14 protein-coding genes are annotated in these 14,363 nt (G+C 56.2%); 8 read left to right on the top strand and 6 right to left on the bottom strand.

What is annotated here, in order from left to right; all coding sequences use genetic code 11:
- Positions 1–19 precede the first annotated feature (19 nt).
- The 4 genes from RUM8411_RS07445 to RUM8411_RS07430 all read right to left on the bottom strand — a co-directional run bounded on the left by RUM8411_RS07445 (position 20) and on the right by RUM8411_RS07430 (position 4,127).
- Positions 20–1,303 (bottom strand): TRAP transporter large permease, encoded by a 1,284-nt coding sequence (locus RUM8411_RS07445; protein ID WP_200818554.1) that lies wholly within the window; start codon positions 1,301–1,303, stop codon positions 20–22.
- A 61-nt stretch (positions 1,304–1,364) separates the two neighbouring features.
- A complete protein-coding gene (locus RUM8411_RS07440; protein ID WP_085822070.1) occupies positions 1,365–1,901 on the bottom strand; it encodes a TRAP transporter small permease in 537 nt (178 codons plus the stop codon).
- A 104-nt stretch (positions 1,902–2,005) separates the two neighbouring features.
- The gene (locus tag RUM8411_RS07435; RefSeq protein WP_085822069.1) at positions 2,006–3,055 is read right to left on the bottom strand and encodes a TRAP transporter substrate-binding protein; all 1,050 of its coding nucleotides are present in this window, start codon (positions 3,053–3,055) and stop codon (positions 2,006–2,008) included.
- Between the two features lie 22 nt (positions 3,056–3,077).
- On the bottom strand, positions 3,078–4,127 hold the full coding sequence (locus RUM8411_RS07430; RefSeq protein WP_085822068.1) for a pyridoxal-phosphate dependent enzyme: 1,050 nt from the start codon (positions 4,125–4,127) through the stop codon (positions 3,078–3,080).
- Positions 4,128–4,227: 100 nt separating this feature from the next.
- Here RUM8411_RS07430 and RUM8411_RS07425 point away from each other — a divergent pair, with 100 nt between their 5' ends.
- The 3 genes from RUM8411_RS07425 to RUM8411_RS07415 all read left to right on the top strand — a co-directional run bounded on the left by RUM8411_RS07425 (position 4,228) and on the right by RUM8411_RS07415 (position 7,186).
- Positions 4,228–4,692, top strand: coding sequence for an Lrp/AsnC family transcriptional regulator (locus tag RUM8411_RS07425; protein WP_085822067.1), 465 nt, complete (start codon positions 4,228–4,230; stop codon positions 4,690–4,692).
- Between the two features lie 179 nt (positions 4,693–4,871).
- Positions 4,872–6,023: an amidohydrolase gene (locus tag RUM8411_RS07420; RefSeq protein ID WP_085822066.1), complete on the top strand. Its 1,152-nt coding sequence runs from the start codon at positions 4,872–4,874 to the stop codon at positions 6,021–6,023.
- Positions 6,023–7,186: a M24 family metallopeptidase gene (locus tag RUM8411_RS07415; protein ID WP_085822065.1), complete on the top strand. Its 1,164-nt coding sequence runs from the start codon at positions 6,023–6,025 to the stop codon at positions 7,184–7,186. Before RUM8411_RS07420 ends, RUM8411_RS07415 begins: the two co-directional genes overlap by 1 nt.
- Before the next feature lie 45 nt (positions 7,187–7,231).
- On the opposite strand, the gene RUM8411_RS07410 is transcribed toward RUM8411_RS07415, so the two are convergent.
- A complete protein-coding gene (locus RUM8411_RS07410; protein ID WP_085822064.1) occupies positions 7,232–8,200 on the bottom strand; it encodes a DMT family transporter in 969 nt (322 codons plus the stop codon).
- Positions 8,201–8,210: 10 nt separating this feature from the next.
- Entirely contained in the window at positions 8,211–8,825 is a 615-nt protein-coding gene (locus RUM8411_RS07405) for a nitroreductase family protein (protein ID WP_085822063.1), read from the bottom strand.
- A gap of 124 nt (positions 8,826–8,949) precedes the next feature.
- On the opposite strand from RUM8411_RS07405, the gene RUM8411_RS07400 reads away from it, so the two are divergent.
- From RUM8411_RS07400 to RUM8411_RS07380, 5 genes are all read left to right on the top strand, one after another.
- Positions 8,950–9,840: a LysR family transcriptional regulator gene (locus tag RUM8411_RS07400; protein WP_200818547.1), complete on the top strand. Its 891-nt coding sequence runs from the start codon at positions 8,950–8,952 to the stop codon at positions 9,838–9,840.
- 282 nt (positions 9,841–10,122) lie between these two features.
- Positions 10,123–11,148: a LacI family DNA-binding transcriptional regulator gene (locus tag RUM8411_RS07395; RefSeq protein ID WP_085822061.1), complete on the top strand. Its 1,026-nt coding sequence runs from the start codon at positions 10,123–10,125 to the stop codon at positions 11,146–11,148.
- A 94-nt stretch (positions 11,149–11,242) separates the two neighbouring features.
- A complete protein-coding gene (locus tag RUM8411_RS07390; protein WP_085822060.1) occupies positions 11,243–12,547 on the top strand; it encodes an ABC transporter substrate-binding protein in 1,305 nt (434 codons plus the stop codon).
- Positions 12,548–12,653: 106 nt separating this feature from the next.
- On the top strand, positions 12,654–13,520 hold the full coding sequence (locus RUM8411_RS07385) for a carbohydrate ABC transporter permease (RefSeq protein WP_085822059.1): 867 nt from the start codon (positions 12,654–12,656) through the stop codon (positions 13,518–13,520).
- A 12-nt stretch (positions 13,521–13,532) separates the two neighbouring features.
- Positions 13,533–14,363, top strand: coding sequence for a carbohydrate ABC transporter permease (locus RUM8411_RS07380; protein WP_085822058.1), 831 nt, complete (start codon positions 13,533–13,535; stop codon positions 14,361–14,363).

The raw sequence follows: 14,363 nt of genomic DNA, 5'->3' as shown, positions 1-14,363 counted from the left end.
GGTCAGGTTCTTGAGGTCTTTACAACAGCGCGAGATCCCGAAGGAATAGCGCGATGCCGGGGAAGAAAATCAGCAACGCGGACATCAGCATCAGGATCACGATGAACGGAAACGTTCCGCGAATGACCTCAAGATATGGTTTGTTGAAAATTGCGATCGCCGTGAAGATATCGCAGCCAAAAGGCGGCGTAGCAGACCCAATGGCCATTTGCAGCGTCACCATGACACCCACCAGAACCGGATCGAGGCCAGAGGCATCGACGATGGGTACAAAGATCGGTGTCAGGATGACCAGTACGACCAGTGAGTCGACAAACATGCAGCCAATAAAGAAACACAGCGCGATCACAAACAGAATGTATTCGTCCGACGCGCCCTCAAGGTTCAGCGGCTCCAGCAATCCTTGTGGAATTTGTTCGAACGAAATGTACCACGAGAACGCCTGCCCCATACCAACGAGGATAAAGACAACAGCCGTGATCAACCCGGTGCTGAGAGCGGCATCCAGCACATCGTTCAGCTTGAGTTCGCGGTAGATCACACATTCCACGATCAACGCATAGAGAACCGAAAAGGATGCGGCCTCGGTCGGGGTCACCGCGCCGGAATAAATCCCGCCGACGATCAGCGCCGGAAAGCCCAGCGGCAACAACGCCTTGCGGATCGATTGCAGCCGCTCCGCGGTGGTTTTCTTTTCCACCAAAGCAATCTGGTCACCCTGATAGACGCTGTAGACATAGCAATAGGCCGAAAACAGTAAGGCCAGAACGATCCCAGGTCCGATTCCGGCGATGAACAGCTCTCCGACACTGGTATTGGCCAGCGTGCCATAGAGAATCAGACCGATGCTGGGCGGGATCAGGAACGCGATATCGCTGGCATTGATGATCAACGCCATGACAAAGCTGTCCTTGTAACCTGCCTTCAACAATTTGGGGCGCATGATCTGCCCCACGGACACTACAGTTGCCTGTGTTGAACCGGAAACCGACCCAAACAGGGTGCAACTGATACACGCTGTGATCGGAAGGCCGCCGCGACGATGACCGAAGAACGCCTCGATCAGCCCCAGCAAGTTATTCGCGGTATGCCCCCGCGCCATGATATCCGCTGCCAAAATGAACATTGGCACCGCGATCAACGCGTTGGGTGAAATACCGGTCACCATCTGCTGAATGATCACGCCGGTGTCGCTTTGCGAGAAATGCAGCAATCCGATCAACGCTCCGATGGCGAGAGGGACAACCATCGGAAAGCTGAGAAACAACAGGACAACCATCACCACAACAAGGGTGAAGGTCATGACATAGATATCCAACTCACCGGCGATGACATCGCCGAGAAACTCCATAATTCCTGACATGTTACACCCCGATATCTTCGGCTTCACCGTCTTTGATCTCGTAAGACAGGTATCGGCCTTCGTGGGTCACGTTCATCACAAAGGCGATCAGGAATTGAAGGCTGGCCATGCCCAGCCCGATGGGGATGATCGAATAAACGATATAGACCGGAAATTGCAGCGCCGGGCTGAGGCGGTTGATGTCCTTGATCTCCAATACATAGAAGACGGATTTGTAGGTCAGGAACAGCAACAACAATCCGGTCGCAAGCGAGATCAGGGTCAAAAGAGCTTTTTTCGACCTGTCGTTCAGGGAATCATACAGTGCCGTCATGCGAATGTTGCGGCCCTTGCGTACAGCATAGGCAAAGCCCACGAATGTCACCGCTACGATCAGGAACTGGTTCAGTTCTTCGGAAAAGAAGATGCTGCGGTCAAACGCGTATCTGCCGATGGCGTTGGCGGTCGAGTTGACCATCATCAGAAGGATTGCGCAGATGATGACGCATTTTTCGATGAGCTCGGTGCCTCGGCTTACCGTAAGCAATAATGTCTTCATGGTCTCCCCCCAATGTCGTCGGACATGAGCCGTCTCCACTCAGCTCATAAGACAAGACGCGCGGGTTCGTCTGAGCCCGCGCGTCTCAGGTTTTCAGTCAGGGATCAGGACGCAGCCTGAACTTCCTGAATCAGGTTTTGCAGAATTTTCTGGGCATTCTCACGGGCACTGGCCTTGTCAGCATCGTCATAGGCATTCTCGACAACACCATAAAAGGTCTCATGCAACGTGGTGCTCAGCTCTTGAAACACGGCGCGCTCTTCTTCGGTCAACACCACGACTTGCAGGTCGGGGCGTTCCGCGATGATTTTGTCCATGTTTTCGTTGTTGATCTTCAGTTGATACTCATGCGCTGCCTGCTCGGCAACTTCAGTCGCCTTAAGGACCATCTGTTGCTTGCCCGCAGACAAGTTGTTGAACCATTCGTTGTTGGTTGAAACAGTGCCGACATAAGGCTGTTGGCCGGGGAACATCAGGTAGTCCTGAACTTCGTGCCACTTGGCATTGTAGACAAAGTAGATCGGGTTCACCATGCCATCGACGGTCTTCAGCTGCAGTGCACCATACACCTCACCCCAGGACAGTGGGGTCGGGGTTGCACCAAAGGCTTTGTAGGTTTCAACCGGAATGGTCGAGGTGAAAGTCCTGATTTTCTGGCCTTCAAAGTCTGCGGGGCTGCGAATTGCCTGATTGGCACCCCAGACCATTTCGCCTTCACTGATCATGGTCAGCAGCTTTAGGTTCACCTTTTCGAATTTTGCGCTGAGGTCCTGATAGATAGTCGGACTGCTGGTCAGAACATTGCGCACAACTTCGACATCGGTACCCAGAACATACGGCACGCTCAGCGCCTGTACTTCGGGCACGTAGGATCCCAGATGGCCGGTACCGACAGAGACGAACTGTACCGTTCCTTTCGAGGTCAGCTCGACAATGTCATTTTCGGTGCCGAGCTGGCCGTAGTAATAGATCCGTACCTTGATATCGCCGCCGGATTCTTCTTTTATCGTCTCTGCGAACGCCTGAGCAAAGATATCCTGCACGTCGTTCTTGTCTTCTTCGGACGCAAATTTCCACGTCTCTGCGTTGACACCTGTGGCCAGACCAACGGTCAGCAACGAAGGCAGAATGTACTTTCTGATCGTTTTCTTCATACCAGTTCCTTTCTTGGTCCGCTTAAGCGGGACCTTCTGAGATGATGACAAGAGGTCGGAAATCCTTGCCGGGGTTAATGTCGGAAAGCTGTTTCACCAGCGCGCCATAGCCGGCCGCTCCGGATGGGGTGGTGGGCAGCCCCATACTGGTGACGGCTTGTGCCGCGGCCTCAGCTTCGTCTTCGCTGATTGTCTGATAGGTCACGTCGCACCGCTCCAGCGTATGCCACGCGACGATCGACGGCTCTTTACAGTCCAGACGACCCATATTCGATTCGGGCCCGTCCGACCGTGACGGCGCGCCCGCAAGATGGCTGGCCTTCAGACAGGCGGCAGCTTCGGGTTCAACGACGATCAGCGTGGGTTGCTCGGCCCAGTTCAGGCGGATCATATGAGCCATTGCGGCAGCCAGACCACCGACACCTGCCTGCAGGTACACATGGGTTGGCCAGACGCCAGAGGCAGCAAACGTTTCGCGCATTTCCTCGGCAATAATGCAGTAGCCTTCCATGACGGATTTTGGAATTTCTGTGTATCCGGGCCATGTTCCGTCAGCCAAAAGGGTAGCGCTGGTACTGTCGGCGTCGGTAATGGCCGCGGCGACACTTTCGTCATAGACGTCGCCTGACCAGACCACCTCGGCATCAAAGGCCCTCAGGCGATCGGCAAAGCTGGCCGGGACGGTTTGGGCCAGATGAATACGCGCATTTGCACCCAGGGCCTTGGCACCTGCTGCAACGCCCATGCCGTGGTTGCCAGCGCTGGCACACACAAAGGTGCGCGTTGCGGCATAGGCGCGGACGTCTGGATCGTTCATACGCTCGGGGGTCAACGTCTCGCCGGCTTGTGCCGCCCATTCGGTTTCAAGAATGCGGGCCACGGCGTAAGGGGCACCCAAGGCCTTGAAGGCACCAAGTCCCATCCGGTTGGTTTCGTCCTTTACCCTGATACTGATCCCGCCAGGGGCCTGCAGTGTCAGCAACGGAGAGGTCGTATAGTCATCCTGCGCCTTGAAGTGTTTCACGGCGCGCTCAAAGTCCGGGGCAAAGTGAATGCTGTCGGTGTGTTTCATCCCATTAGGATTACACCATCGTTGTGATTTGCTTTTTCATGTTATAGCTTCCTCGTAACTACTTTTTTCTAAATTTGGCAAAGCCGCGAGGTTAAGTTGCATGAATGTAGAGATCGACGATTCCGACCGGATTATCCTACAAGCGATTCAGGTAGACCGCCGAATCGGTTTGGATGCATTGGCCGACAGCTGTGGGTTGTCAGTGCCCTCGGTGCAGCGCCGCCTGAAGCGGCTCAAGGATACGGGCGTCATCCAGCGCGAGGTTGCCATCCTCAACCCGTCCAGTTTCGACTACAACATGACCTTTATTGTTATGGTTGAACTGGAACGGGAATCGCTGCAGCAGCTCGACCTGTTTCGCAAACGGGTCAAGGCAGAGCCGCAGGTTCAGCAATGCTATTACGTGACGGGGGATGCTGATTTCATTCTGGTTTGCACCGCGCAAGACATGCAGGATTTTGAGGCGCTGACCCATCGGTTGTTCTTTGAAAACTCTAATGTCCGACGGTTCAGAACATCCGTTGCGATGGAGCGAACCAAAGTCGGCTTGTCCATACCGGTTTGACGGGACCCACGCTGCGCTGAATCACCAGCGAAAGACGTGGGCCTTTCGGCATAGTGTGAAAAATTGAATCACGAAATCGAAGGATCGCGATAAATTTTATCGCAGTCTGTCGCTTTTAATATGCCGCAACATGGTCCGTTCGTCGTAGCATGCGCTACCTTGATCCATGACGTGACACCATGACCGATTTTCACACCCGCCTGATCCAACAGCGCCACGACTTTCACCGTAACCCTGAACTGGGGTTCCAAGAAAAGCGAACAAAAGCCATCGTTGCGCAAGAATTACGCCGCCTTGGGGTAGAGGTGCACGAAGGCGCAGGCGTTGTCGGAGTGCTGCGCGCCGGACAAGGCAACCGCGCCATCGGGCTGCGGGCGGATATGGACGCTTTGCCAATCACCGAGACTTCGGCCCACGATTACCCCTCGCGGACAGCAGGCGTCATGCATGCCTGCGGCCATGATGGCCATATGACAATGCTGTTGGGCGCGGCTGAACGGCTGGTGACCGAGGGTGGTTTTGACGGCACTGTGGTCTTGTTGTTCCAGCCTAACGAAGAACACGGGCTGGGTGCGCAGGCCATGATCGACGAAGGTGTGCTAGACCAGCTGCCTTTGGACGAGGTCTACGCAATTCACAACCTGCCCGGCGCGCCGGTTGGTCAGATCTCATCCCGGTCGGGTATCATCTGCAACAGCGAGACATTGTTTGAAATCACCATTGATGGGCAGGGCGGGCATGCCTCGATGCCACAGGCCGGGGTGGATGCAATTACCGTTGGTGCCGAAGTGGTCATGTCGCTGCAGACTATCGTGGCGCGCAAATTGGCGCCTGATGCCGGGGCCGTTGTCTCGGTTACCGAGTTTCTGACAGACGGGCAACGCAATGTTCTGCCCGGTAAGGCCCTGTTAAAAGGCGACTTCCGCGCCCGATCCCCGCAGGATCGGATGGCCATCGAAACGCATATGCGCCGGATTGCCGAAGGCATCGCCGCAGCCCATGGCGTTCTGACAACGGTGACGTTCAACACCGAGTTCATCGAAACCATAAATGCCGACGCCCCCACCCAGGCCGTTTATCGCGCTGCCGACACTGCGGGTTGTGATCTGATCCGCAACCGCCCACCGATGAGCTTTTCCGAGGATTTTGCCCATTTCTGCGCCGCCGTACCCGGTTGTTTCCTGCTGCTTGGCAATGGCGAGGGTGGTCCAAACGGGCAACCGCTGCATGCGTCTGACTATGATTTCAATGATGATCTGCTGCCTATCGGGGCAGAGTTCTGGGTAAGGCTGGTACAGGACCGGCTGCCTGTTCGAAAAGGACCAAACTGATGACCGCACCCGAAAGAGGTTTTTCGGAATCCGAATTCGCCGCTCGGACCCAACGCGCGCAGACCCGCATGGCGGCGGCTGGCATGGCTGGTCTGCTGCTGATGACAGAGGCCGAGGTGCGGTATTTCAGTGGCTTTCAAACGCTGTTCTGGCAAAGCCCCACCCGGCCATGGTTCCTGTTCGTCCCGGCCTCGGGCAAGCCGATTGCGATCATCCCCGAGATCGGCGCGGAGCTGATGCGCCACACCTGGATCGACGACATCCGGACTTGGAGCGCCCCGGCACCACAAGACGACGGCATCAGCCTGCTCACCGATTTACTAACGCCGCTGGCGCAGGGCGGCGACACGATTGGTGTGATGAAGGGGCACGAAACAGCGCTGCGCATGCCACTGGGAGATTATGAACGGCTGATGCTGGGGGTGCCCGGATTGCGAGTGGCAGATTCCACCGCAGTGATCCGCGCGCTGCGCATGGTGAAATCCGAAGCCGAAATAGAAAAGCTGGCCCATATCTGCGCCATCGGCTCGCGCAGTTTTGCCCGCGTCCCCGCGCTTGCCCGAGAGGGCCTGCCGCTTGAGGACCTGTTCCGAGAGTTCCGGCGCGAAGCACTGGCGCAAGGGGCCGATGATGTGCCTTACCTAGTCGGCGGCGCAGATACTGGCGGTTATCACGACGTGATTTCACCACCCTCTCGGCGACCGCTGACGCGCGGGGATATCCTGATGCTGGACACCGGGGCCAATTGGGACGGCTATTTCTGCGATTTCGACCGCAATTTTGCCATTGGTGCAGCCGACAGCGCCTCAAGACGCGCCTATGACGTTCTGTGGCGCGCGACCGAGGCCGGTATTGCTGCCGCGCGCCCCGGCACCAGTTGCCGTGAATTGTTTCAAACCATGAACTCGGTGATCGCCGAGTTGGATGATCAGGGGGGCGACGTTGGGCGGCTTGGTCACGGACTGGGAATGCAACTGACTGAATGGCCTTCGCACGCCGCGTTTGACGACACGGTGATCACCGAGAACATGGTGCTGACGCTGGAACCCTCGCTTAGCTACGGTGACGGCCGGATCATGGTCCACGAAGAGAATATCGTGGTGCGCGTCGACGGTGCGGCTCTGTTGTCTGAACGCGCGGACCCCGAGTTGCCCGTGATCTGATGTCAGCGCTGTGAACACCACGGGGTTGCACGCGAATTGCGCCGTTCATGCCCTGCCTTGCGGCGCTGGAGCACCTGAAATCGGCTTTTCTTTCAGACCTTTGTGCACACCGTTCAGCTGCAGAACGATAGTTGCGGAAATGGCTAATCCTATGCCCGGCCAGATCGCGACGGGTGGTAAAGCGTCGCCAAATGCCAAGCCAATGAAAAGCACCAACACCGGGTTCAGAAACGTGTAGGACGTCACACGGGTCGGACCGATCTGTGTTGTGCCCCACTGAAACAGGAAGAAAGTCACAATGGTGGTGAAGGCCGACAGATATGCGATCCCCGCAAAAGTTGTAGCCGGTATCTCGGTCCATGCTACGCGGCTCAGGTCGGGGACAGACAACAGGAACAGCCAGACCGTGCCAGTTGCCAGAATCCAGAACGTCATCCGGGCCAGGGGTTCGCCACGATGCAAGACTTTCACCAAAGTGCTATAGACTGCAAACGCAATTGTACCGCCAAAAAACAACAGATCGCTTGCCCCGATCCGCACCGCCATCATTGCGGCAAGATCGCCGCGAAAGACGACCCAGATTGCGCCTGCTGCTCCGATAGGAAGAGCAATACGTGCCGACAGCCCTATCCTGTCGCGCAACAGCACCGCTGCAATGCCCGCTGTGATAACGGGGCTAAGGGAAAAGATTGCCGCTGTGTTCAACGGCGATGTCAGGCGCAGGGATGCGAACATACACCAGAAAAACGTAACCAGCAGAAAGCTGAGCACCCCATAGCGCATCAAATCGTACAGGCCGGGTCGCCCGAGCCCGTATCGCCAGGCAACCAGCGGTGCAAAAAGCACGGTCGCAAGGGCAAAGCGCAGGAAGGTAAGGACACTGCTGTCAACGCTGTCTGTAATGGCAGCGACAACCGGAAAGGACGTGGCAACAAGGAAGGTTGCAATCAGCATGAGGCCCTGAACTTGCCAGTTCGCTGCGGCCTTATGAGGTGGTCTATCAGCAAAGGACATAGAAACCTTCCTATTCCGCTGCAATGTCGTGAAACCGGACCGGGAACGGGCCGGAATAAGAAATCTGTTTCAACGGCATCCGGCCACTCGGCACTTCACGGGCCCTTAGGTCGTCGGACAGGCCCGAGGTGTCACCTGCGCGCCCGATTGTGATCCCCACCTCTAGTCGGAACCGGTCAGGCAGGTTCAGCACTTTCGAGGCCTGATCAAAGTTGAGGCCGGCCATTGCATGGGCGCCGTAACCCAGGGCTGTGGCCTGAAGCGCAACCTGCATCCAGGCTGCTCCTGCATCAAAACTATTATAGTTCGACGTTGCATCAAGCCGATTGCCATCTGCAGGCATCACCGTGTCTGAAATCAGAAAGATCAAAGCGGATGCCTGCCGCGCCCACTCCTGGTTTTCGGGGTTCAGAATTGAAGTGAAAGCCGACCAATGTTTGTCTTCACGGCGCGCATACAGAAAACGCCAAGGTTGGATATTAAAAGCCGACGGGGCCCAACGCCCACCTTCGAGAATGGTCAAAAGATCGCTTTGCGGCATCTGTGACGCATCATAGGCACGTGGTGACCAACGCGACAGGATAAGCGGTTCGATTGGGTGGTCAGCGGTTCTTGCGGTATGCATGGCGGGCTCTCTTCCGTGGATGTAACTTTTGAAGTTCTGCCCCTTGATACGCCAGCTTCCCGCGGTAGATAATTTGCTAATTGCTGAAGTCTTTCTTTACCGTTAGTAAATAATAATGGACCGAATGACCGCACTTACCGTCTTCCGAACAGTGGTTGATCTTGGCAGTTTCGCTGCGGCTTCTCGACACCTTGGCCTGTCCCCCGCCGCTGTCAGCAAGAATGTCAGTGAACTGGAGGCACATCTTTCCGCGCGTCTGATCAGCCGCACCACCCGCCGGATGAGCCTGACCGAGGCCGGAGCCCAGTATTTTGAGTGTGTGACCCGGATTCTCGACGACCTGCACGAGGCGGACAGCGCCCTGCAGGCCATTCAAAACACTCCCACGGGCCTGCTGCGTGTCAGCGCCCCTATGACGATGACGCTTGTGGGTCTTTCCGATGCCATTCCGGAATTCCTGAACCGTTACCCAGATATGTCGCTGGATCTGCGCCTTGAGGATCGTCGCGTTAACCTTGTGGAGGAAGGTGTAGACATTGCACTCAGGGGCAGCGACAACCTCGAAGATTCCGGGCTAATTGCGCGGAAACTCATGCGGATGGATCATGTACTCTGCGCCGCATCTTCGTATTTCGAAATGCATGGGCTGCCAACACGACCAGAAGATTTGGTGCAACACAATTGCATTCAATTCAGCCTGTCCGACCATGCCACGGAATGGACGTTCCACAAAGCTGGGCGGATCAGAAAAGTACCGGTTCGGGGCCGTTACAAAGTCTCATCCAGCCTGGCTGTCCGTGATGCATTGCGCGCAGGGTTTGGCCTCAGCCTTATTCCCCGTATGTATGTCGCGGAAGATTTGGCGTCTGGCCGATTGTGCACAGCGCTGACAGATTGGTCCCCAAACGAAACGTCGCTGTATGCTGTCTATCCGTCTCGGCAGTATGTCCTGTCCAAGGTGCGCGTATTTCTGGATTTCCTGGTCGAAAAGCTGAGATCGCCAACATCTACATAACAAAGCGTCTAAACCCGGATATCAGCGGTGCATTTAACCGCTATGATCAGAGTGTCTTTACCAGTTAGACACTGTATTTTTGGCGCGGCGGACCTCTGATCGGGAAAATCGCCCATTCGAACGACCTGGGCCAGAACTTGCGCAAAGGTATGCGTCCCTTCCACGTTCAAGCTCGGGCAGATGGCCGCTTGTCGAACCCAGCCTATTGATTTTTTGGCGCGCGCAAAGAATATGTAAAGTTGCGACAAGATTTAGGCGGCGTCCATCCGCAGGCTGGTGAGCATGACCAAAATAAAGAATATGGAGGAGTTTGCCGCCGTCAGCGGTATCTCCAGACCCACAGTGTCCAAGTACTTTCACGATCCTGACAGCGTGCGGGCCACTACACGGGCGCGGATCGAGGAGGCTCTGGAGCGGTTCGACTATCGCCCAAACATCTTCGCGGTAAACCAGAACCGGAAGCTGACCAAGAATATCGGCATCGTGGTGCCCTACCTGGCCGATCCGTTCTTTGTCGAAATTGCCCGATACCTGGAACAAAGCTGTATCGCAGCGGGCTACCGACCGTCACTGTTCAGTTCACATGGCGAGCAGAAACTGGAGAATGAGATCCTCGACAGCCTGCGGTCGCTGAAACCTGCCGGTGTCTTGCTGGCCCCACTGGGTCGGGCCTCGGATCGATCGCAGATCGAGAAATTTTGCGAAAACGTGCCGACCATCCTGTTTGACAGCAACCTCGAAGGGCTGGGCGCTGCTTTTGTCGGTTCAGACAATTTCAGCTTTGTATCCCAGACCGTCGAATACATGACCCGCACCGGCGAGCCGCCATCATTCTTTGAAATGCGCACACCCGCCAATCCAAACGCCAACAAGCGGCGCAAGGCCTATATCGAGGTTATGGAGCGGCACGGGTTTGAACCGCATGTCATCAAGATCGACGGCGAAGGCTGGGCCTTTGAAGAGATTGGTCGCCAAGGCGCGGCCAGGGTTCTGGAGCGTCAAGAGTTGAAGACGAACTCGGTTCTGTGCAGCAATGACCGTCTGGCGATTGGCTTTCTGTCCGCCTGTTACGAGCAAGGGATTCGCGTCGGCCGAACAGCCGATTGCGCGCTGCGGGTGGCGTCAAACGACGGCCACCCCTTTGCCCGATTCACCTGCCCGTCCCTGACAACGGCCGCGCATGATTATGACAACGTGGCCGGTCGCAGCGTCGAAACCTTGTTCGAACTTATTGAAAGTGGTGGGAAATTTTCTAACCGCGCGGAAACCCTGTTCCCTGCCAGGCTGGTACTGCGCGAGTCTGCCTGACATCAAAACTTAACGCGCGTAAAGTTTTTATTGACGCCGCGACAATTTCTGAACTACGCTTCCTGCACGACATCCAAGCTCAGGGAGGACAGGGATGTATCTCAAGAACGCACTTCGTGCGGCGACTGCATTGACATTCGTTGCAACGGCAGCGGCTCATGCGCAAACCATCACGATCGCCACCGTAAACAACGGCGACATGATCCGGATGCAGGGCTATACCGACAATTTCACCGAAGCGACCGGCATCGACGTTGAATGGGTGACGCTGGAAGAAAACGTGCTGCGTCAGCGCGTGACCACCGACATCACCACCAAAGGTGGCCAGTTCGACATCATGACCATCGGCATGTACGAAACGCCGATCTGGGGCGCAAATGACTGGCTGGTGCCGCTGGACGGGCTGTCTGCTGAATACGATGTCGATGACATCCTACCGGCGATGCGCAACGGCCTTAGCAATGATGGCACGCTTTATGCAGCACCGTTCTATGGCGAAAGTTCGATGGTGATGTATCGGACCGACCTGATGGAGAAGGCCGGTCTGGAGATGCCCGAGGCACCGACCTGGCAGTTCATCCGCGAAGCTGCGGCAGCCATGACGGATCGCGATAACGAGATCAACGGAATCTGCCTGCGCGGCAAGGCCGGTTGGGGTGAAGGCGGCGCGTTCATCACTGTAACCGCCAACTCATTCGGCGCGCGCTGGTTTGATGAAGACTGGAAACCCCAGTTTGATCAGCCGGAATGGAAAGATGCGCTGACCTTCTTCGTTGACATGATGAATGAATCCGGTCCAGCCGGATATGCTACCAATGGGTTCAACGAAAACCTGTCACTGTTCCAGCAAGGCAAATGCGGCATGTGGATCGATGCCACTGTTGCGGCCTCGTTTGTGACCAATCCTGACGACTCGACCGTTGCCGACAAGGTTGGATTTGCATTGGCTCCTAACGCAGAAGGTGTCGACAAGCGCTCCAACTGGCTCTGGGCCTGGGCTCTGGCCATTCCAGAGGGCACCGAGCAAGCGGATGCAGCCAAACAGTTCATCGAATGGGCAACGTCCAAGGATTACATCGAGCTGGTGGCTGAAAACGAAGGCTGGGCCAACGTACCGCCGGGTGCGCGCACCTCGCTGTATGAGAACCCAGACTATCAGGCCGTTCCATTTGCCAAGAAAACACTGGAATCGATCCTGTCGGCTGATCCGAATAATCCAACTGTAAAGCCGGTGCCATATGTCGGCATCCAGTTCGCAGCGATCCCGGAATTTGCAGGCATCGCCACACAGGTAAGCCAGGAATTCTCGGCGGTCTACGCCGGGCAGCAATCGGTGGATGAGGCGCTGGCAAAAGCGCAGGCCTTCACCGCAGAAGAGATGGAAGCCGCAGGCTACTGAGGCATTCTCCCAAGCGGGCGGGCAGGCTCCTGCCCCCCGCTCCCGACTTCCAAAATTTGATTTTTTCTCGCAGGCTGGTTGAGCCTGAACAGAGAGGTCTTGCGTCATGGCTACTCAGCATTCCCGATCCGTAGCACGCTTTATGATGGCACCCGCAGTGATCCTGCTTCTGGGTTGGATGCTCGTGCCGCTGACAATGACACTGTATTTTTCCTTCAAGAAATACCTGCCCCTGCGCGGCGGTGATCTGGGCTGGGTCGGTTTCGACAACTACGTCCGGTTTGTATCCTCCAGTACCTTCTGGCCTGCGGTTCAGGCCACGCTGGTGATCGTTGGCGGTGTGCTTGCGATCACGGTTGTTCTGGGCATCCTGCTGGCAATGCTGCTGGATCAACCAATGTGGGGACAGGGCGTTGTCCGCATCCTTGTGATCGCGCCGTTCTTTGTGATGCCAACCGTGTCAGCACTGGTCTGGAAGAACATGTTTATGGATCCTGTGAACGGGTTACTGGCCCATCTGTGGCGCTTTTTCGGGGCTGAGCCGATCTCATGGCTGTCCGAGGCATCGATGACCTCGATCGTGATGATCGTTTCGTGGCAATGGCTGCCCTTCGCGACACTGATCCTGCTGACCGCGATTCAGTCGCTGGACAGCGAACAGCTGGAGGCCGCTGAAATGGACGGCGCACCGCCACTGAAACGCTTTTATCACATCATTCTGCCGCATCTCGGCCGGGCGATCACAATCGTGATCCTGATCCAGACGATCTTTCTGCTGTCGATCTTCGCCGAGATTTTCGTAACCACAGGTGGCGCCTTTGGCACCCGCACCCTGACTTACCTGATCTTCCAGCGCGTTCTGGAAAGTCAGAATGTCGGTTTGGGGTCTGCAGGCGGTGTCTACGCCATCATCCTTGCCAATATCGTTGCCATCTTCCTGATGCGCATCGTCGGCAAAAACCTGGACGCGTGAGGAGATAACGACATGGCCCGCACCGTCACGACCCGTCGCAAGACCCTGAACACCGCCTTTGCTTGGGCCGTTGGTCTGCTGATCTTTTTCCCGATCCTGTGGACGATCCTGACCAGCTTCAAAACCGAGGCGCAGGCGATTGCCAGCCCACCTATCTTCCTGAACTTTGACTGGACGCTAGAAAACTATGCCATCGTGCAGGAACGCTCAGATTACATGCGGTTTCTTTGGAACTCGGTGATCATCGCGGGGGGCTCGACCATTCTTGGTGTGATCGTCGCTGTTCCGGCAGCCTGGGCGATGGCATTTGTGCCCTCAAAGCGCACCAAGGACATTCTGCTGTGGATGCTGTCCACCAAGATGCTGCCAGCGGTTGGCGTGCTCTACCCGATTTACCTGCTGTTCATTCAACTGGGACTGCTGGACAGCCGCGGAGGGTTGGTCGTGGTGCTGATGCTGATCAACCTGCCGATCATCGTCTGGATGCTGTACACATACTTTCGCGAAATTCCCGGTGAGATTCTGGAAGCTGCGCGAATGGATGGGGCAACCTTGAAAGAGGAAATCCTCTATGTCCTGACACCCATGGCCATACCCGGCATCGCCTCAACGGTACTGCTCAACTTCATCCTGGCCTGGAACGAAGCGTTCTGGACCCTCAACCTAACCGCAGTCGACGCAGCACCGTTGACCGCCTTTATCGCCAGCTATTCCAGCCCGGAAGGTCTGTTCTTTGCCAAGCTCAGCGCGGCTTCGACGATGGCGATTGCACCAATCCTGATCCTTGGCTGGTTTAGCCAGAAACAACTTGTCCGCGGCCTGACCTTCGGCGCTGTGAAATAA

The organism is Ruegeria meonggei, from assembly GCF_900172215.1.
Lineage (GTDB): Bacteria > Pseudomonadota > Alphaproteobacteria > Rhodobacterales > Rhodobacteraceae > Ruegeria > Ruegeria meonggei.
This window is presented reverse-complemented; position numbering and strand designations above follow the sequence as displayed.

Excerpts from the sequence above, each read along its gene's own strand:
- RUM8411_RS07445 (WP_200818554.1), bottom strand. The coding sequence starts at position 1,303 with ATGACCTTCACCCTTGTTGTGGTGATGGTTGTCCTGTTGTTTCTCAGC.
- RUM8411_RS07385 (WP_085822059.1), top strand. The coding sequence starts at position 12,654 with ATGGCTACTCAGCATTCCCGATCCGTAGCACGCTTTATGATGGCACCC.
- RUM8411_RS07430 (WP_085822068.1), bottom strand. The coding sequence starts at position 4,127 with ATGAAACACACCGACAGCATTCACTTTGCCCCGGACTTTGAGCGCGCC.
- RUM8411_RS07415 (WP_085822065.1), top strand. The coding sequence starts at position 6,023 with ATGACCGCACCCGAAAGAGGTTTTTCGGAATCCGAATTCGCCGCTCGG.
- RUM8411_RS07390 (WP_085822060.1), top strand. The coding sequence starts at position 11,243 with ATGTATCTCAAGAACGCACTTCGTGCGGCGACTGCATTGACATTCGTT.
- RUM8411_RS07425 (WP_085822067.1), top strand. The coding sequence starts at position 4,228 with ATGAATGTAGAGATCGACGATTCCGACCGGATTATCCTACAAGCGATT.
- RUM8411_RS07405 (WP_085822063.1), bottom strand. The coding sequence starts at position 8,825 with ATGCATACCGCAAGAACCGCTGACCACCCAATCGAACCGCTTATCCTG.
- RUM8411_RS07420 (WP_085822066.1), top strand. The coding sequence starts at position 4,872 with ATGACCGATTTTCACACCCGCCTGATCCAACAGCGCCACGACTTTCAC.
- RUM8411_RS07440 (WP_085822070.1), bottom strand. The coding sequence starts at position 1,901 with ATGAAGACATTATTGCTTACGGTAAGCCGAGGCACCGAGCTCATCGAA.
- RUM8411_RS07395 (WP_085822061.1), top strand. The coding sequence starts at position 10,123 with ATGACCAAAATAAAGAATATGGAGGAGTTTGCCGCCGTCAGCGGTATC.
- RUM8411_RS07400 (WP_200818547.1), top strand. The coding sequence starts at position 8,950 with ATGACCGCACTTACCGTCTTCCGAACAGTGGTTGATCTTGGCAGTTTC.
- RUM8411_RS07410 (WP_085822064.1), bottom strand. The coding sequence starts at position 8,200 with ATGTCCTTTGCTGATAGACCACCTCATAAGGCCGCAGCGAACTGGCAA.
- RUM8411_RS07380 (WP_085822058.1), top strand. The coding sequence starts at position 13,533 with ATGGCCCGCACCGTCACGACCCGTCGCAAGACCCTGAACACCGCCTTT.
- RUM8411_RS07435 (WP_085822069.1), bottom strand. The coding sequence starts at position 3,055 with ATGAAGAAAACGATCAGAAAGTACATTCTGCCTTCGTTGCTGACCGTT.